Here is a 19,339-nt window from a genome sequence, read left to right on the forward strand (position 1 = left end):
CACACCTACACCTTTTTTGTTGAAAAACCGAAAATTTCTTCTTGGTATCTCCGACCTGTTGGCGTTGCTGCTAAACCACCTTCTGCAGTCTCCTTCAGTGCAGATGGCATCGCTTCTCCAATTCTATACATCGCGTCAATTACTTCATCGCAAGGTATTCGACTCGTAATACCTGCTAATGCTAGGTCAGCTGACACGATTGCATTTGATGCACCTGCTGCATTTCTCTTTACACAAGGAACCTCTACGAGTCCAGCTACGGGGTCACAAACAAGACCTAACATATTCTTTAAAGAAATGGCCATTGCTTCTGCACTTTGTTGCGGTGTTCCTCCAGCCATTTCTACAACAGCTGCAGCTGCCATTCCTGTTGCAGATCCTACTTCTGCTTGACAACCACCAGCCGCACCAGAAATAGAAGCATTATTTGCAACAACAAATCCAAATGCACCACTTGTAAATAAAAATCGAATCATTTGTTCTCTCGTAGGCTTTAGCTTTTCTTTCACTGCAAATAAAACACCAGGAACTACACCTGCAGAACCAGCAGTTGGTGTAGCACAAATAGTTCCCATTGCAGCATTGACTTCATTTGTAGCCATCGCCTTTGCAACAGCATCTAATAGAAGGGGGCCTGCTAGCGTTTCGTTTGACTGAATGTATTCATAAAGCTTTTTTCCATCTCCACCAGTTAAGCCTGATACCGATTGAACTTGTTCTGTGATGCCCCTATGCACAGCTTTCTCCATAACGGATAAATTCTTATCCATCTGGGAGAAAACATCATTCCTCGATCGGTCATATTGCTCCATTTCTTGCCTTATCATTATTTCTGAAATACTAATATTTTCAGCTTCCGCTAAAGATACTAATTCTTTAACATTACGAAACATAGCTGTCTCCTCCTAGGTGCCTTTTCAAATCACTCATGAATTTTTGTAACTTTACTTACATGGTCCAAAGTTTCTACTTCCTTTAAAATTACTTCGCTCACATTTTGGTCTATCTCTATCACCATTAACGCTTCCTTACCTACTTCTTTACGCGATACTTCCATATGACCAATATTTATTTCGTGTTTTGCTAAGAGTGTAGATACAGACGCAATAGCACCAAAACGATCGTTATGAACGACTAAAATTGCTGGATGGTTTCCGCTTAAACGTAGTTTAAAGCCATTTAACTCTTTTATTTCTACTTTTCCACCACCTATAGAAACCCCTACTAGTTCCATTTCGTCACTATTATTTCCTAATCTAACTTTCACTGTATTTGGATGATCAAGTTGAGCGTCCTCTTCATGAAAGGTAAAAGCTAAACCACGTTGATCTGCAATTTCTTTTGCTTCTGTAATTCGATTATCAAATGTATCAAAACCTAAAACACCACCAATGAGCGCTACATCTGTGCCGTGCCCTTGATATGTTTTTGCAAACGAACCGTATAAATGAAAACTTACCCATGTTGGTTCCATTTGAAAAAGCTGCCTTGCAACTAGTCCAATTCTTGCTGCTCCAGCTGTATGTGAACTTGATGGTCCAACCATGATTGGGCCGATAATATCGAAAACACTTCTATATTTCATAGTAGCCTCCTCTAGATGCCTCGTCTTTATGTCACTTCTATCTATATAGTATCAAAATTATATTAACTAAGCTACGAAACTAGCACTTTTTGAACAATTGTACGAGTAAATTTCCACTACAACATTTTTTAGAATGGCTACGTTAAATTATGTTGTTTGTTTTCACTTCAGGAGGCTCAATTGTAGTGGGCTATGCTTTGAGGGACTAAAAAAATAAACATCGAAGTGCACTTAAAAAGTGGTGTCCTCAAATATCGCCCTTTTTCAGTGCCCTTAAATCTGGAACTTTTTCGTCCCTATAACCGACCGATGTGATCTTCAAATAATACTATTTCCGCCGGTGTCTCACACCTTTTGTGAAAATCAACGTTACCTTATATCAGATCCTATAGAAAAAAATATCACTACAGGAAGGGCTCCTATAGTGATATTTTTTATTATATATGTTTCCAAGTAATATTTATACTTTGGTAAACGTGATAGCTATCGTTCCAGGACCTACATGCGTTCCAATAACAGGGCCTATATTGGTGATAACTGTATCTTTAACATTGAAGTGTTCTTTTAATTTGCTCATAAGTTGTTCTGCTTCAGATACCGCATTGGCGTGAGATATACCAATATTTACAGCAGATTGCCCATAGCGATTTGTGAACTCATCAATAATTTTTGCCGTCGCCTTCTTTTGTCCCCTAACCTTATCATGAGGGTACACTTCCCCCTCTTCAGTCAGTGATAATATAGGCTTTATTTTTAATAAGGACCCTAACACAGCTGAAGCCTTTCCAATTCTTCCATTTTTCTCAAGATACTCTAAAGTATCTACCATAAAGAATACTGTAGTATCTTGTAACAGTTCATCTATTCGAGCAAGACATTCCTCTTTAGATGCACCGTTGTTAGCTAGTTTTGCAACTTCAACTACAATAATCCCTATTGCATAGGAAGCTCTTTTTGAATCGATTACTGTTACAGGGATCTCATCACCAAGTGTCTGAGATGCAATATAAGCTGATTGAAATGTTCCACTTAGTTTAGAAGATAAGTGAATAGAAATAATGTCCGATTGCTTGTCTTCCTCGTGAATGCGACGATATTCCGTTTCAAATTGATGTGGCGTTGGCTGAGATGTTGTAGGAATTTGTTCAGCTTCCTTTAATTTTTTGTAAAATTGATCGGAATTTAAATTTACTCCATCCTCAAATGTCTCTTCACCAAAATGAACCTTTAGTGGAACTACTGATATGTTCAAACTTTCTTGAAGATCCTTAGGAATATCTGCAGTGGAATCGGCAACGATACGAACTTTCCCCATCAAAAACACCTCCTCATATTTAGCCACTTACTCCACTGAAATGATGTAGGAATATAGTGGTTGATTACCTTTATGCACCTCGACTTCAACATCCTCAAATGCCTGCTCTAAGTAAGCTACAATTTTTTCTGTGTCTTCTTCGGAACGGTCTTCTCCATAAATGATTGTGACTATCTCACTATTTTCATCAACCATTTTGTTTAACAGTTCTTTGGCTACTTCATGTACATCAGGTAAGGTAGACACAATGTCTTTCTCATATATACCCATGAAATCACCTTTTTTTATTTGAACACCATTCAAACTAGTGTCTCGTACCGCATAAGTAACTTCCCCTGTTTTAATACCACTTAAAGCGTCTTGCATTACTGATTTATTAGAATCTAAAGTATCTACAGGGTTAAATGCCAATAATGCTCCAAGTCCTTGAGGAACGGATTTAGAAGGAACAACAACAACATCTAGGTCAGAAACTGATGCTGCCTGCTCTGCAGCCATAATAATATTACTGTTATTAGGTAGCAATATAATTTTATCTGCATTTGCTTCCTCAATAGCTTTAACAAAGTCCTCGGTAGATGGGTTCATCGTTTGTCCACCTTCGATTACTTTTTTTGCACCAAGTCCTTTAAATAAATCAGCAATACCTTGTCCCATTGCAACTGTTACAATAGCATATTCTGTTCGCTTATCTTTTTCCTTAGAAACAGGTGCGTTTCCGATTGGTTCATTTGCTAAAATGGAAGTGTGCTGTTCTCGCATATTTTCAATTTTTACATTGACAAGCGCACCAAACTTTTGTGCCGCCGATATGACATTACCTGGATATTCAGCATGGATATGTATCTTTAGTAAATCTTCATCAGAGACGACGAGTAATGAATCACCATACTGGCTCAACTCTTCACGGAACCCTTGCTCTGTAAATGGGTTCTCTTCAACCTTATCCTGTTCAAACTTGACCATTACTTCTGTGCAATAACCAAATTCAATATCTTCTGTTGATAAATGACTCTGAGCAGATTGGTGATGCTCAACTTGAACAAGCTCTGACATGCTCGGTGCTTGTTGAATGAGATCAACTACCTTCTCCCCTTTTAGAACTGCAAGAAATCCTTCATATATTGTCACTAGTCCTTGCCCGCCGGAATCGACTACACCTACTTCTTTTAGAACCGGTAAAAGGTCTGGTGTTCTTTTTAGAGATGCTTTCGATTCTTTCACAACAGTTTCCATTAATGCTATTGCATCATCACTCTTTTTTGCAAATTCAACTGCCTGTTTAGCGGCATCCTTTGCTACCGTAAGAATCGTTCCTTCTACAGGCTTCATGACAGCTTTATACGCCATGTCTACACCATACTCTAAAGCCTTACTTAAATCTTTAGCTGTTATTTCTTCTTTACCCTCTACAGATTTAGAGAAGCCACGGAATAGCTGAGAAAGAATAACCCCAGAATTTCCACGTGCACCCATGAGTAGCCCTTTCGCAAAAGCTCCAGCAACTTTTCCTACATGATCTGTACTATTTCCTTTTACTTCTTTTACACCAGAAGTGATAGTTAAGTTCATATTTGTCCCTGTATCACCATCTGGAACTGGGAATACGTTTAATGCATCAATGGTTTTAGCATTGTTGGATAGATTGTTAGCACCCTCAATTAACATATGTGCAAACATTTCTCCTTCAATTCTCTTGATCGTCACGAATGTTCCTCCTTACACTATGGGTTAGTTACGCGTACACCTTGTACAAAAATATTTACTGAATCAACTTGTAAGCCTAACATTTGTTCTAATTGATATTTCACCTTCGATTGGACGTTGTGAGCAATTTCAGAAATTTTAGTTCCATAGCTAACAATAATATACATATCAATATGAATTTCTTCGTCATTTAATTCACGAATCACTACGCCTCTACCTAAGTTTTCCTTCCCCAAGAGGTCAGTGATACCGTCCTTCAATTGTTTTTGGGAAGCCATTCCTACTATACCATAGCAGTCAATAGCTGCTCCTCCTGCAATAACGGCAACCACTTCTTTTGAAACGTCAATTTTTCCATAATTCGTTTTCATTTCGATGGTCATGCAAATGCCTCCTTTGGGTTTTACCTTATAACTATGGCTATTTTACTATAAACATCATTAATTTTAAAGAAGTTACAAATAAGTACTATTATTTACTTTACGTATTGTCATTATTGAAAATAACTTTAGCCATAGGAATAACACGTATCTATCATTATTACAACGTAACTTTATAAACATGTCAAGGGAATTTCCTTGAAAGATTAGATAAATTAACTTGAAATCTCTTCTACGTTATGCTAAGATTACGTAGTGTTTTTTATTCATCATCGAATAAAACGGTTTACTTCTCGGGATGTGTGAAGGAGGGAAAATTATGTCACGTAAGTGTGTTATTACTGGTAAAGGACCACGTTCTGGTAACAAACGTTCTCATGCATTAAATGCTACTAAACGTCGCTGGGGTGCTAACGTACAAAAAGTACGTATTATGGTTGACGGCAAGCCGAAGCGCGTATACGTATCTGCAAGAGCTTTAAAATCAGGTAAAGTAGAACGTGTATAATTGAAATGACATTAAATTGGGATTACTATTCCTTATTTATTTTTGAATAGTAGTTGTACTAAAAAACGGCGCTTACCGCGCCGTTTTTTTCCTTTTTTTGAAAAAATTATGGCTACTCACCAAGAATTCTTGGCGAAAGCCTAATAATAGCTCCTTGCTCAAAAACTTAAGAGAACAAGTGTAAAATAAATCCCTCTTATATGATACTAGCTCTTTTTAAATGCGCCTAAACACGCTTTTACAAAGCCTCCGATGAACTTAGGTAGTTTAATCGTATAAAACTTCATTTTTCCCCCTCCTCGAATGAGCTGCCCTGCGAGTTTTAAGGACATGATGAGTTTAACGTGCATCGTTATTATCCATTATATTCATGCAGATAAAAATAGTACCTATTTTCTATAGAAATCCTTTTATATTTTTAAAATAATTATATAAATGTTTTTTAGTAACTTTTTACCGCATGTAATTCCTCTTTCAATTTAGTCTATTCCCTATATCATTTAATGTGAAAAAACCGTTTCGACTTTCTTAAAGTCTTAACAATAACGCTACTGACTGTTATATATTTTTTCTCGTAACTCTATAAAGCACAACAACTCAGCCTCAGAGGCCACTGAAAAAGTGGTGTTCTTTAAAGGCACTGAAAAAGTGGCGTTCTTTCACTTTTTAAGTGCCCTCAAGTAAACTAGGCTAACTAAACAGATACAGGAAACATAGAGCGTGTAGGCGATTCAATGTGCACTAAAAGAAGGAAGACAAGTTTAGAGTAGAAAGTACAAAAAAGGATGAAGAAAAAGTATTTGAATTTTTCTTCACCCTTTTTATTATTTCATTTAGTGAGAACGGATTAATACGACATATTGCCTCTAATATTCTCGATTGCCGTTCTGCGATTTTTACTATTGTAAATTGCAGATCCAGCAACTAATACATTTGCACCAGCTTCTATACATTGACGAGCTGTATCTGGATTAACACCGCCATCTACTTCTATATCAATATCTTTTTCAACCTTAGAAACTAATTCTTTCACTTGTACAATCTTTGGGATGACTGAAGGGATGAATGACTGCCCACCAAAACCAGGGTTAACAGTCATTAATAATATTAAATCAACATCCTCTATAATATGATAAAGGGAAGAAATTGGCGTAGCAGGATTTAAAACTACACCTGGTTTTACACCTAAGTCTTTAATATGTTGAATTGTTCTATGCAGGTGGGGAGTCGCCTCTACATGAACACTAATAATATCTGCTCCTGCTTTTGCAAAATCCTCAATAAATAAATCAGGATTCTCAATCATTAAGTGAACATCAAGAGTAAGTTTGGTTAATGGACGAATAGCGTTTACCACTAGCGACCCCATCGTTATGTTGGGCACAAAGTGGCCATCCATTACATCAATATGAATGTAATCAGCCCCCCCTTTTTCCACATCAATGATTTCCTCTCCTAGTTTTGAAAAATTAGCAGATAAAATGGAAGGCGCAACTTTTATCATACTAGTACCTCCGCTTCTGTGATTTTATCTCATCTAAAAATTGTAAGTAATGTTCATAACGATAAGTTGCAATTTCTGCAGAGGAAACTGCTTCTTTTACTGCACACTTCGGTTCATTTACATGTGTGCACCCTCGAAATTTACAATCATTTATTCTATTTCTCATCTCTGGGAAGTAAAGACTCAAATCCTCTGCTTCCATTCCTTGAAAATCTAAGGAGCTAAAACCAGGTGTATCCGCTACGTAACCACCTTCATCTATTTTAATGAGCTCCACGTGCCTCGTTGTATGCTTCCCTCTACCTAAATGTTTAGAAATCGGTGCCGTTTCAATATTTAATTCAGGTCTAAGCGCATTTAATAATGATGATTTCCCTACACCAGATTGTCCAGCAAAAACGGAAACGTGACCGATTAAATATGGTCGAAGATCTTCAATTGTTTCCTCTACGAAAATTGATGTACTAACAACTTCGTAATCAAGACTCTTATAATAGCTCTTATACTGCTGCATTTCTTCACCTTTGACTTTTTCTAAAAGGTCAATTTTAGACATACAAATAATCGGTGAAATCTGATTTGCCTCGACATGGACTAAAAATCGGTCAAGCAACAAAGAACTGAAAGCTGGCTCTTCTGTCGAAAAAACAAGAATAGCTTGATCTACGTTGGAGATGGGCGGCCGTATTAATTCATTTTTTCTTTCATTTACTTCTAACAAATATCCATCCGTTTTATTTTCAGCTTCAAACTCTACCCAATCACCTACTAATGGCGTGATCTTCCTTTTTCTAAAATTCCCTCTTCCTCGGCACTGAAAAATGCCTTCTTCATTTTCAACGTAATAAAATCCAGCCAACGCTTTAATAATTCTACCTTGCGCCATCCGTACCTCCAATTTTAACCAAAGAAATTCCTCCTTATTTTTTTGTTATTCATATTCTTTCAGTTCTTCGTAAGTGTATTCATGCTCTGCAAATTCTTCTCCATTCACATATAGGAGGATAAATCCAGAGGCATTTGGTGCAACCGTCATAGGAATATAAAACTGTTCGTTGCTTGTAATATCCCTATCTACAACACGTCTTGGCGTACTATTATTCATATCAATAATGGAAATACGAACACTATAAGATTCGTTATCTTCCTCTTCACCTTCGTCCTCACCTAATATATCCTCTATTTCATCGTAATCTACCGGATACGGTACCGTTACTGTAATTGGCAAATCTTCAGGTTCTTCCTCTGGTTCAGGACCAAGTGAAAAGATAACCTTCACCTCTGTTTGTTCTCTTATTTCCGTTCCTCGATCAGGATTTTGTGAAATCACTCTTCCTTTTTCAATGGAGGGGTGATATTGTTCCTCATCTAAATGTAAAATTAAAAGCGGATGACTTGCTAGGGAATCAATAACTTCATCTCTATTTAATCCGTTTAAGTTAGGCATTACAAATGTTGGCCTCTGGCTCAACGTTATCGTAACGATTGTTTCACCTGGAATGATTAACTCTCCAGCTTCAGGACTTTGCCTTAATACTGTGTCATCATCATGGTCAGATGATTCTTCGTACTCCCATTCTATTTCTAAAAAGTCTTCTAATACCCTTTCTACCCAATCTCTTGATGCTCCTACTACATCAACCATTGGCTCAGGTTCAATACCATCACTGACGATGACATCAACTGTATAACCAACCTTTACAAGCGTTCCTGCAGAAGGTGTATGTGCTATTACATGACCTTTTTCTATTTCATCACTATAACGATCTTCACGATTCACCTCTAGTTCTAATTCAGTCAATATGTCATATACTTCCTCGTATTCCATTCCAACTAAATCATCTGGTATCTCAACGTCGTCTACATGTAGTAATCTAGGAATCAGTGAAAATGCCAAATAAATGATACCAACTAAAAAGAATGCGATTAAAAGGCTTAATGTAATCCAAAATTTTCTTGTTTTTTTCTTTTTACCCTTCTTGTTCTTTTTTTCTTCTACATTGTCCTCTGTTTTTTGATGTTCAACTGTTTGTTGATTGTCATCTAGTTTTACGCCATTACCAATAACTGGAACAGCTCTAGTGGCTTCATCATCTTTGATCGGAATATGTAGCCTTTTTTCTGCATTGCGTGTGTGATCAAAAACGGTGTGAATATCAGTCACCATTTCACCTGTTGTTTCATATCGATCTTGAGGGTCCTTTGCAGTAGCCTTTATAACCACATTTTCAACACTTTGTGGAACTGACGGATCATTATCTCTGATTAATGGTAATGTGCTTTGTAAGTGTTTAATAGCTACAGACACTGCGGTATCACCACTAAAAGGCACCTGACCAGTAAGCATTTCGTACATGACGATCCCTAGTGAGTAAATGTCAGATTTGTAGGTCACATGTCCACCACGAGCTTGTTCAGGTGACAAATAGTGTACAGATCCTAGTACAGAGTTAGTATGCGTAATAGTAGCATCACTTATTGCTCGTGCAATACCAAAATCGGTAACCTTTGCCGTTCCCCCTTTTCCAATGAGAATGTTGTGTGGCTTAATATCTCGATGGATAATATGGTTCTCATGAGCATGTTCAATTGCGGCTGTAATTTGCTCCATAATATGTATTGCTTCATGGACATGTAGCTTACCCTTTTGTTGTATATAGTCTTTTAGTGTATATCCTGATACGTATTCCATCACTATAAAGTAAAGCTTGTCCTCTTCACCTACATCATAAATATTGACGACATTAGGGTGAGATAGACTAGTAGCAGCTTGTGCCTCTCTACGAAACCTTTTAATAAAATCTTCATCATCAGAAAACTGTGGCTTCAGTACTTTAACAGCAACATCTCGGTCTAGAATAATATCTCTAGCTAAATAGACATCTGCCATACCTCCGCCACCAATCGGTCTAAGGATGTGGTAACGGTCGTTAATTCTTTTATTCATCATGCGTCAGCCACTTCCTTTTGCGTGATGCTATGACGTACAATTGCAATCGTAACATTATCTTCCCCACCTCTATCGTTAGCCATTTGAATGAATCCTTCAGCTATCGTGTGAAGTGGCTTATTTAAAGAAAGCATTTCATTTATATCATCATCATCAATTTTATTCGTAAGGCCATCGGAGCATAGCAGTAAAGATGATCCTTCTTCCCAATGAATTGTATCAATGTCTACTTTTATAGATGGTTCAGTACCTAGAGCTCTTAACACAACATTCTTCCTCGGATGAAACATCGCTTCTTCCTCTGTAATTTGACCAGATCGAACAAGTTCCCCTACTAAAGTGTGATCTTCCGTCATTTGCTTTAATCCAGTTGGGGACTTTAAATATATTCTTGAGTCTCCAACATGTGCGACAGAAATAAATTGGCTGTTGCAAATCGCCGCAACTAACGTTGTTCCCATACCTTCACATTCAGGATTATTTTGTGCATGTTCATATAGAGTGCTGTTCACTTCATGTATTGCATCTTCGAGCCATTTTTCTGCTTCTCCTGCAGTAAATTGAGTATCATTTTGCTTCCATTTGTTTATTAATGCTTCTTTCGTCATCTTACTAGCAACGTCTCCTGCTTGATGACCACCCATTCCATCTGCAACTAACGCAATTAATTGACCGAGATTATCTTGTTGAAAAGCACCGTCATCTTCATTATGTGGTCTTAATTGACCTACATCTGTTAAAAAAACTGCATCCATCCATTATCCCCTCGTTTCTTCATTACGCTCCTTTGCCCGAAGTTGTCCGCAAGCAGCATCTATGTCATGTCCTTGTTCTCTTCGGATAGTAACGTTTATGTCTCTATTTTTTAATGCTCGTTCAAAAGCAAAAATTTGCTCTTTTGGTGTACGAACATAATTCCTCTCCAAAACATCATTAACAGGTATTAAATTAACATGACACTTTATGTCCTTAATCAGGTCGGCTAATAATTCTGCATCCTCTATCGAATCATTAACGCCTCCAAACAAACCGTATTCAAACGTTATCCGCCTATTTGTTTTTTTAATATAATAACGAATAGCATCCATTAATTTATCTATTGGATACGCGCGGTTAATAGGCATAAGACGGGTTCTCGTTTCTGTTTTAGCTGCATGAAGTGAAATGGCAAAATTAATCTGCATATTTTCATCTGCAAACTGATAAATTTTAGGAACTACTCCACTAGTTGAAACAGTAATATGTCTCGCTCCAATATTTAAACCATTATCATGATTAATGGTTTTTAAAAATCGAATCAATTCATCATAATTGTCAAATGGTTCACCAATTCCCATTACAACAACGGAATCAACTCTCTCATCTGTATCATCTAAAAATTGCTGTGCCTTTAAAACTTGTGCTACTATTTCACCAGCTTCCAAGTTTCTTTTTAAACCACCTAATGTAGAAGCGCAAAAAGTACATCCTAATCGACACCCTACTTGTGTAGTCACACATACACTGTTGCCATATTCATGACGCATAACAACTGTTTCTATTGAATACCCATCCTGAAGTTCAAATAAAAACTTAATTGTTCCGTCTTTAGAAGTTTGGTTTGTAATAGTAGATAATGTCGTTATTGAATATTCATTCGCCAAATTATGCCGTAAATCCTTTGACAAATTTGTCATCTCTTCAAAAGAAGTTACTCTTTTTACATATAACCAATCGAAAATTTGTTTTGCTCGGAACTTTGACTCTCCAATTCCCTCTATCCATTGTATTAATTCCTCGTAAGTTAAGGAATATATAGAAGGCTTTTCGTTCGTTTTTTCTTCTTGTTTATTTTCTTGTGTTAACATCATATCCACCTTTATATAAGATTCTAGTATTTTTTAACTCTTAATGACAGAAGAAATGAAGAAACCATCAGTTGATTGTTCACCAGGGAACAACTGAATCATTCCATTTCCCTTTCCTTTACAATCATGAAAAGCTTTTGGGAGTCTGTCCATGAGTTGGTCATCAAATTGAGCATTTTCTTTTTTTTGCACAAACTGTGTAATAACCTCGTTATTTTCTTCCTTATCAACAGTACAAGTACTATAAACGAGCGTTCCACCTTTTTTCAATAACGGCCACACAGCTTCAAGGATTTCCGTTTGAATTTGAGCTAAACGGTTTATATCGCCCTCATTTTTTGACCACTTCAAGTCGGGTTTTCGTTGTATTACACCTAATCCAGAACAAGGGGCATCGACTAATATACGGTCAAATGAATGTTCCTCAAATTGCCCACTCACTTGACGTGCATCTAATTGTTCTGTATTTATAATAGAGAGATTTAATCTTTTCGCGTTTTTTTCGATCAAACCTACTTTATGTTTATGGATATCGAGCGAGACAATTTGCCCACTATTTTTCATTTTTTCTGCTATATGTGTTGATTTTCCTCCTGGTGCAGCACATGCATCTAACACTCTTTCATTTTCTTTAGGAGATAAAGCGTGGGCTACAAGCATTGACCCTTCATCCTGTACAGTAATCCAACCATCTACAAATGGTTTCGTATTAATGACAGAACCTTTATAAATTAAAACACTTTCAGGAATATTTTTACTTTGTTCCGCCTCAATTCCTTCATTTTTTAAAGCTGCAATAACCTCTTCTACACTAGCATTTAATTCGTTTACCCTTACAGAGTGAGTAGGGTGAGTTAAGTTAGCTAAAGCCATTTCTTCAGTTTTGTCAATGCCATATTGATCAATCCACCGCTTGATGAGCCACTCTGGATGACTCGTTTTTAGAGCAAGTCTCTCCACAGGGTCTTTAACAGTATCTAACTGAGGAAGTTCATTGCGTTGAATCGATCTTAAAATACCATTTACCATTCCTGAAATTCCTTGATGACCTCTCTTTTTTGCAATCTGTACCGCCTCGTGTACAGCTGCCCTATCTGGAATACGATCTAGATAAACCATCTGATAGAGCGTTAGCCTAAGTAAAACAAGAACCCAAGGTTCTAGCTTTTCTAACGGTCTTTTTGAGAAAGGTTTTAAATAAAAATCAAGCAGCTTTTGATACTGTATCGTACCATAAACTAGCTCTGTTAATAAAGGAACATCTTTTTGATTTAAATTTGACTTTTTTATCGTCTCATTAAGAAGTAAATGGCTATATGCTTGTTGCTTTTCAATTTTTAATAGTACTTCTACTGCAGTATCTCGTACATTACCTTGTTTCATCATTTTCTCCTAATTTCATACCTTTTGACCAATCCTTCCCTGCACCGAGAAGGAAAGTTTTTACATCCATTCTTTTTTTACCGGAAGGTTGCAACTCCCTCATGCTTAAAACAGAGCCATTTCCACAAGCAATTAGAATACGACCTTCTTCGACGTTTATAATAGTACCTGGTGTTTCTTTCGTTGTTTCATCCGTTTCTTCTGTCCACCAAACTTTTAACCTATTGCCGTTAATAGTAGTATAAGCCACTGGCCAAGGTGCCAAACCACGAACTTGGTTATAAATTTCTCTTGCTGTTTTATTCCAGTCAATTTTTTCTTGCTCTTTTGATATATTTGGTGCGTATGTAACTTCATCCTCTGCTTGCTCTTCAGCAACAATTGTTCCGCTTTGTATTTCCGGTAATGTTTCTAGTAATAGGGTTGCACCTAACTTGCTTAACTTGTCATGCATCGAACCAGTTGTATCATTTTCTTCTATAGGGATCGCTTTTTGAGACAAAATATCTCCGGCATCCAATTTCTCGACCATGTACATAATTGTTATTCCAGTCTCACGTTCTCCATCAATAATGGATTGATGTATTGGTGCACCACCTCGATATTTTGGTAAGAGTGATGCATGAACATTAATACAACCTAATGGTGGTATTTCTAAAAGTCCTTTTGGGAGTATTTGACCGAAAGCTGCAGTAATGATGATATCAGGTTGAACCTCCTCAACCTTCCTCCACTGTTCTTCCATTTTTATTTTCTTGGGCTGAAATACTTTAATACCATGTTCTTCAGCTGCCACTTTTACTGGTGGTGCTGTTAATTGCTGCTTCCGGCCTTTCGGTCGATCAGGTTGTGTAACAACTAATTGGACGTCGTACCCATTTTCAACTAGTTGATTTAATATTGGAACCGCAAAATCTGGTGTTCCCATAAAAACTACTTTCATGTTTTAACCTCGCTTTCAATTGTAGGCTTTACCACATTCCACCATTAGGTAAATGTGCAAATCTACATCATCATGTATGGGTTTGTATCGATCATGATAGATAAATCAGATTTATTCATTTCACTTTGATACGTTTTTAACACTTCTTGTAAAACGACAGTGATATTTGGTTCAACTTTGTATTTTATCATGCATTGATAGCGATATCTATCTTTGATCCTCGGGATAGCTGATGTTACTGGTCCATATACATAAGTGTCGGGAGATACGCTAGACTTTATAAATTTGCTGATTTTTTCTGCAACACTTACAGTATTCCCAAGGTCAGTATCACTAACATGTATGAGTATAAGATAGTAGTAAGGTGGGTGACCCGCTTGCTTTCTAATCTTCATTTCTTTCTCGAAAAAAGATACGAAATCATGTTGTTTTACATCTTGAATACTATAGTGATCTGGTGTATACGACTGAATGAGTACTTCACCTTTCTTTTGATGCCTCCCAGCTCTCCCACTTACTTGCGTTAAAAGTTGAAAGGTTCTTTCTGCTGAACGAAAATCTGGTATGTGCAACATTGAGTCGGCAGCTAATACACCGACGAGCGTAATATTAGGAAAGTCTAACCCTTTTGCAATCATTTGAGTACCTAAAAGGACATCCGCTTCACCACGACCAAACTTATTAAGTAGTTCTTCGTGTGATCCCTTTCTTCTAGTTGTGTCTACATCCATTCTAATCACACGGACACCAGACAACACTTTGTTTAACTCTTCTTCTACTTTTTGCGTACCGGATCCGAAAAAACGAATAGAGTCACCTTCACAGCTAGGACAAACATTAGGGGGTGTTTCGACATGTCCACAGTAATGACACTGAAGCGTTTGATTTGTGCGGTGGTATGTTAAAGATATATCGCAATGCGGACATTCAGCCACATAACCACAATCCCTACAAAGAATGAAGGTCGAGTAGCCCCTTCTATTTAAAAAGAGAACGATTTGTTCTTGTTTCTCTATTCTGTTAATCATGGCCTCAATAAGCGGCTCTGAAAACATGGACCTGTTTCCACTTCGTAATTCCTCACGCATGTCAATAATGTTTACCGAGGGCATTTGAACATTATTCACTCGTGTGGTCATCGTTAATAAATGATATACAGACTTTTTTGCCCTCGCATAACTCTCGAGTGAAGGGGTAGCACTTCCTAAAATTACAGGGCATGAGTAATGTTCACCGCGCTTAATTGCTACGTCACGTGCATGATAACGTGGTGCTTCTTCTTGTTTATAACTCGTTTCGTGCTCTTCATCTATAATAATAATGCCTAAATTTTCAAATGGTGCAAAAATTGCGGAGCGAGCTCCTACAGCTACTTTTACTTTTTTATCCCTTATCCTTCTCCATTCATCGTATTTTTCACCTTTTGAAAGAGCGCTATGAAGGACTGCCACTTCGGAACCGAAACGCTGTTTGAAATGTGTAACCATTTGTGGGGTTAATGATATCTCTGGAACAAGCATAATCGCTTCTTTTCCTAACTTCAACGCTTTATCAATTGCTTGGAGATATACTTCTGTTTTCCCACTACCTGTCACACCTCTTAGTAAAAACGTTTCATGTTTATTATTTTCTAGTGTGTTTATAATTGGACTCAATGCGACTGTTTGCTGTTCGGTTAGAGGTAGTGCACTCGTCCTTTTATATTCCCTTCCTTTAAAAGGGTCTCTTCTCATTTCAACCTCTTCCTTAATGAGTATCTCCTTCTCAACTAACGTACTGATGGTACTTCTTGACGTTGGGACTTTTTCAATGAGATCAACTACTGTAACTGTTTCAAAATGATTAATAAAATACTGCACTAATTCCTTTTGCTTTTTAGCGTTATTAGGTAAAGACTCACAAATTGAATGTAATTCAGTGATTGTCATATTTGGTTTTACTACAGTTCTTAATTTTTTCGTTTCTTTTGAACTTACTACAGGCTTTATATAAAGGAGTCGAGATTTCACCCCATTTAACAGCTCTTTATGTTCTCTTGGACCCGACTTTTTAATTAAGTCATTCCAATTGTACGTTTGCTCTTTTGACGAAAAAACTTTCTTTATATATGGAGTTAAATCATTCATATCGGCATCTTGATGTAACATAACAAGCTTATTATATTTCGCCTTCATTGCAGCAGGAAGCATTACTTGCAGTACATTAATATGAAAAGACAGTGTTTTCTCCTTCAACCATTGAGCTAATTGTAGTAATTCACTCGTTAATGGAGGCTCAATATCGATTAAATCTGCTATTGGCTTCAGTTTCGATTCATCAACCGAACTATTTTTGTTCACTTCGATGACAAACCCTTGTACTTTCCGAGGACCAAACGGTACAACGACCCTCATTCCAGGTAACACGATATGCATTAACGTATCTGGCACGATATAATCAAATAGCCTATCTGTATTATTCGTTGCCACATCAACTATCACTCTTGCAATCATTTTTGTTTCTCCATATAAATTTCAAGCGTGTTATCTAATAGCTTTTTAGCAGCTTCTTTTTTCGTTGTCATCGGTATATGAACAGTTTGTCCATCTCTTTTATATAAGAGAAGCTCATTCGTATCAGATTGAAATCCAGTTCCAGGGCTTATAATTGAATTTGCTGCTATCATATCAAGATTCTTATTGTTCAATTTATTCTTTGCATATGTCTCGATATTTTCGGATTCAGCTGCAAAACCTACTAGTATTTGGTTTGTGCGTTGTTCCCCTAATGTTTTTAAAATATCAAGTGTCCTTTCCATTTCTACAGTTAAGTCTCCACTTTGTTTTTTCACTTTGTGGTCGAAAGTAGTTTTTGGCCTATAATCTGCAACAGCCGCTGCTTTAATAACAATATCCTGACCTTCAAAGTGTTTTGTGACAGCGTCATACATGTCACTTGCACTCTCTACAGGAATAGTAGTAACACCATGAGGAGGCTTTATATTAGTCGGACCTGTTATAAGGATTACTTCCGCTCCCCTTTCTGCTGCTTCCTCTGCTATTGCATAACCCATTTTTCCTGAAGATCGATTCGAGTAAAACCTCACGGGATCGATTTTTTCTTGGGTTGGACCTGCGGTAACTAGTATTTTTTTCCCCTGCCAACTTTTATTTTCTAATTTAGTAAAATGACGTTGCACGACAGATAGGATATCATCTGGCTCAGCCATTCTTCCTTTTCCGACATAACCACAAGCTAAATATCCTTCATTCGGTTCAATAAACTGGTAACCGTATGCATGCAGTGTATCCATGTTCTTTTTTACAGCTGGATGTTCATACATATGTACATTCATTGCAGGTGCAATATATACCGGCACAGTAGTAGCTAGCAAAGTTGTTGTGAGCATATCATCCGCAATACCATTAGCAAGCTTCCCTATAACATTCGCCGTAGCTGGAGCAACGACTACAACATCTGCCCAGTCAGCAACATCTATATGTGCTATTTTATCTCTTTCTAGCTCTTCAAATGTATTTGTATAAACATAGTCTCGAGAAAGTGCTTGGAATGTTAGAGGTGTTACAAATTCACAAGCGGATTTTGTCATAACCACTTTCACATTGTAGTTAGCTTGTACTAGTTTACTTGTTAGCGCTGCCGATTTAAAAACGGCAATACCACCTGATACGCATAGTAAAACATTTCTCTTCTCCACAATATTCGCCTCCAGCAAATAATACTATCTTTATCTACTTACACATTACAGAAAAACGTTGAGAAAAACAATAAAGAAGAGGCGTCAAAGGTTGCTTCTTTCCCCCCCTTTGATTCCTCTTCTTCAACTACGTCATATAATACTATTTAATCTAGTTTGCCTTGCAACGTTAGTTTTTCTGCATCAATTTCTTCTAAAGCCATCCCTACATAGTTTACAGACTTTGATTTAGAAGTTTTTTGATAAGATTCAGGTTTTTCTCTAAGTTCTCTAGCTCGTTTAGATGAAACCGTTACTAACGTATACTTTGAATTAATTTTTGTCATTAAAGAATCGATTGATGGTTGTAGCATAGACTCACTCCTCCACAAGCTCTTTATATTTATCAATGAGACGTTCTTTTTTGCAATTCTCTGCTGTTACGATTGCTTTAATACGTTCTACAGCAGCCTCCACCTCATCATTTTCAACTACATAATCATATTTATCCATTAATTCAATTTCATCTTTAGCAATTGTCATGCGACTATCTATAAGATCTTTCGTTTCCGTACCTCTACCTTCTATGCGATTGCGTAACTCTTTCAAGCTAGGAGGCATTAAGAAAATAAATACTCCTTCAGGGAACGTTTCCTTTACTTGAAGTGCCCCTTGTACTTCAATTTCAAGTATTACATCATGTCCTGACGCAATGGTCTCTTCAACATAAGTTCGAGGAGTTCCATAATAGTTATCTACATATTTTGCCCATTCTAATAGTTGATTATTTTCAATCATATGCTCAAACTGTTCTTTTGTCTTAAAGAAGTAGTTTACCCCGTCTACTTCACCTGTTCTAGGGTTTCGAGTTGTTGCAGAAACAGAATAACGAATATGTGTGTCATGCTTTCGTAACGCCCCACATACCGTTCCTTTTCCAACTCCAGACGGTCCAGACAGAACAATTAGTAAACCTTTATCTCTTTTCATACTAACCCCCAGCTTTCATGATACCAACTCATCTATCATGTTTTACCATAAATGTTCACCTATATTCAAGGACTTTTATGAAATTCAGCAAATTTTTTCTGCGTCTTTCATCATAAATGTATATTTTGAATGACAAGGTGGGTAATGCAAACATATTTATTTTTTTATCTTTTGGCTATGTTAAACTTTGTTGTTGATTTTCGATTCAGGACGCTCATTGCTCTGTATATTGTGAATTGATGATCCCTGCACAAGCTCGCTTTCCGTGGGCGGCTGGTGAGCCTCCTCGACCTGCGGTCTGTGGGGTCTCACCCCTGCCTTTGATCCCACAGGAGTCTCGCTTGCTCCAATCTCATCAATTCGTTCTTAAAATATAGATTATGAATATTAATATACGATACAATCATGCTTTTTACTTTTTCAGTGTCCTCCGTTACTTATCTTTTCCGATCCCTCGAAGGGATGTGCGGTGTCACCTCTGTTACTTGAAAGCCCACTATAAGTGTGTTTCTTATAGTGGGCACGCCGCGAGAGTCGTCATTGCCGGACTT

At 37.2% G+C, this 19,339-nt stretch carries 18 protein-coding genes; 1 reads left to right on the forward strand and 17 read right to left on the reverse strand.

Annotated features, from left to right (window positions below):
• Window positions 1–5 precede the first annotated feature (5 nt).
• The 5 genes from sdaAA to BCELL_RS12605 form a co-directional block, all read right to left on the reverse strand.
• Window positions 6–893 (reverse strand): L-serine ammonia-lyase, iron-sulfur-dependent, subunit alpha, encoded by an 888-nt coding sequence (gene sdaAA, locus BCELL_RS12585; protein ID WP_013489131.1) that lies wholly within the window; start codon window positions 891–893, stop codon window positions 6–8.
• 29 nt (window positions 894–922) lie between these two features.
• The gene (gene sdaAB, locus BCELL_RS12590) at window positions 923–1,585 is read right to left on the reverse strand and encodes an L-serine ammonia-lyase, iron-sulfur-dependent subunit beta (protein ID WP_013489132.1); all 663 of its coding nucleotides are present in this window, start codon (window positions 1,583–1,585) and stop codon (window positions 923–925) included.
• A gap of 460 nt (window positions 1,586–2,045) precedes the next feature.
• Window positions 2,046–2,900, reverse strand: a complete 855-nt coding sequence (locus tag BCELL_RS12595) for a DegV family protein (RefSeq protein WP_013489133.1) — start codon at window positions 2,898–2,900, stop codon at window positions 2,046–2,048.
• Between the two features lie 27 nt (window positions 2,901–2,927).
• Window positions 2,928–4,607 (reverse strand): DAK2 domain-containing protein, encoded by a 1,680-nt coding sequence (locus tag BCELL_RS12600; RefSeq protein ID WP_013489134.1) that lies wholly within the window; start codon window positions 4,605–4,607, stop codon window positions 2,928–2,930.
• A gap of 17 nt (window positions 4,608–4,624) precedes the next feature.
• A complete protein-coding gene (locus BCELL_RS12605) occupies window positions 4,625–4,990 on the reverse strand; it encodes an Asp23/Gls24 family envelope stress response protein (protein ID WP_013489135.1) in 366 nt (121 codons plus the stop codon).
• A gap of 316 nt (window positions 4,991–5,306) precedes the next feature.
• On the opposite strand from BCELL_RS12605, the gene rpmB reads away from it, so the two are divergent.
• On the forward strand, window positions 5,307–5,495 hold the full coding sequence (rpmB, locus tag BCELL_RS12610) for a 50S ribosomal protein L28 (protein WP_013489136.1): 189 nt from the start codon (window positions 5,307–5,309) through the stop codon (window positions 5,493–5,495).
• 206 nt (window positions 5,496–5,701) lie between these two features.
• Here rpmB and spoVM read toward each other — a convergent pair whose 3' ends face one another.
• The 12 genes from spoVM to gmk form a co-directional block, all read right to left on the reverse strand.
• Window positions 5,702–5,782 carry a stage V sporulation protein SpoVM gene (gene spoVM / locus BCELL_RS12615; RefSeq protein WP_013489137.1) on the reverse strand — a complete coding sequence of 27 codons (81 nt, stop codon included), beginning with the start codon at window positions 5,780–5,782 and terminating at the stop codon, window positions 5,702–5,704.
• Between the two features lie 560 nt (window positions 5,783–6,342).
• Window positions 6,343–6,999 carry a ribulose-phosphate 3-epimerase gene (rpe, locus tag BCELL_RS12620; RefSeq protein WP_013489138.1) on the reverse strand — a complete coding sequence of 219 codons (657 nt, stop codon included), beginning with the start codon at window positions 6,997–6,999 and terminating at the stop codon, window positions 6,343–6,345.
• A 1-nt stretch (window position 7,000) separates the two neighbouring features.
• Complete coding sequence (rsgA, locus tag BCELL_RS12625) at window positions 7,001–7,885, reverse strand: ribosome small subunit-dependent GTPase A (RefSeq protein WP_013489139.1); 885 nt, start codon at window positions 7,883–7,885, stop codon at window positions 7,001–7,003.
• Between the two features lie 45 nt (window positions 7,886–7,930).
• On the reverse strand, window positions 7,931–9,949 hold the full coding sequence (gene pknB, locus BCELL_RS12630) for a Stk1 family PASTA domain-containing Ser/Thr kinase (protein WP_013489140.1): 2,019 nt from the start codon (window positions 9,947–9,949) through the stop codon (window positions 7,931–7,933).
• Window positions 9,946–10,704 carry a Stp1/IreP family PP2C-type Ser/Thr phosphatase gene (locus BCELL_RS12635; RefSeq protein ID WP_013489141.1) on the reverse strand — a complete coding sequence of 253 codons (759 nt, stop codon included), beginning with the start codon at window positions 10,702–10,704 and terminating at the stop codon, window positions 9,946–9,948. The genes pknB and BCELL_RS12635 overlap by 4 nt, the downstream gene beginning before the upstream one ends.
• 3 nt (window positions 10,705–10,707) lie before the next feature.
• Window positions 10,708–11,796, reverse strand: coding sequence for a dual-specificity RNA methyltransferase RlmN (rlmN, locus tag BCELL_RS12640; protein ID WP_013489142.1), 1,089 nt, complete (start codon window positions 11,794–11,796; stop codon window positions 10,708–10,710).
• 33 nt (window positions 11,797–11,829) lie between these two features.
• On the reverse strand, window positions 11,830–13,179 hold the full coding sequence (gene rsmB, locus BCELL_RS12645; protein ID WP_013489143.1) for a 16S rRNA (cytosine(967)-C(5))-methyltransferase RsmB: 1,350 nt from the start codon (window positions 13,177–13,179) through the stop codon (window positions 11,830–11,832).
• Window positions 13,166–14,122, reverse strand: coding sequence for a methionyl-tRNA formyltransferase (gene fmt, locus BCELL_RS12650; RefSeq protein WP_013489144.1), 957 nt, complete (start codon window positions 14,120–14,122; stop codon window positions 13,166–13,168). Before fmt ends, rsmB begins: the two co-directional genes overlap by 14 nt.
• A 62-nt stretch (window positions 14,123–14,184) precedes the next feature.
• Complete coding sequence (priA, locus tag BCELL_RS12655; RefSeq protein WP_013489145.1) at window positions 14,185–16,614, reverse strand: primosomal protein N'; 2,430 nt, start codon at window positions 16,612–16,614, stop codon at window positions 14,185–14,187.
• Entirely contained in the window at window positions 16,611–17,822 is a 1,212-nt protein-coding gene (gene coaBC, locus BCELL_RS12660) for a bifunctional phosphopantothenoylcysteine decarboxylase/phosphopantothenate--cysteine ligase CoaBC (RefSeq protein ID WP_041808970.1), read from the reverse strand. Before coaBC ends, priA begins: the two co-directional genes overlap by 4 nt.
• 143 nt (window positions 17,823–17,965) lie before the next feature.
• The gene (rpoZ, locus tag BCELL_RS12665) at window positions 17,966–18,172 is read right to left on the reverse strand and encodes a DNA-directed RNA polymerase subunit omega (protein ID WP_013489147.1); all 207 of its coding nucleotides are present in this window, start codon (window positions 18,170–18,172) and stop codon (window positions 17,966–17,968) included.
• Window positions 18,173–18,176: 4 nt separating this feature from the next.
• The gene (gene gmk, locus BCELL_RS12670; protein ID WP_013489148.1) at window positions 18,177–18,788 is read right to left on the reverse strand and encodes a guanylate kinase; all 612 of its coding nucleotides are present in this window, start codon (window positions 18,786–18,788) and stop codon (window positions 18,177–18,179) included.
• Between the last annotated feature and the right edge of the window lie 551 nt (window positions 18,789–19,339).

This window comes from Evansella cellulosilytica DSM 2522 (assembly GCF_000177235.2).
Lineage (GTDB): Bacteria > Bacillota > Bacilli > Bacillales > Salisediminibacteriaceae > Evansella > Evansella cellulosilytica.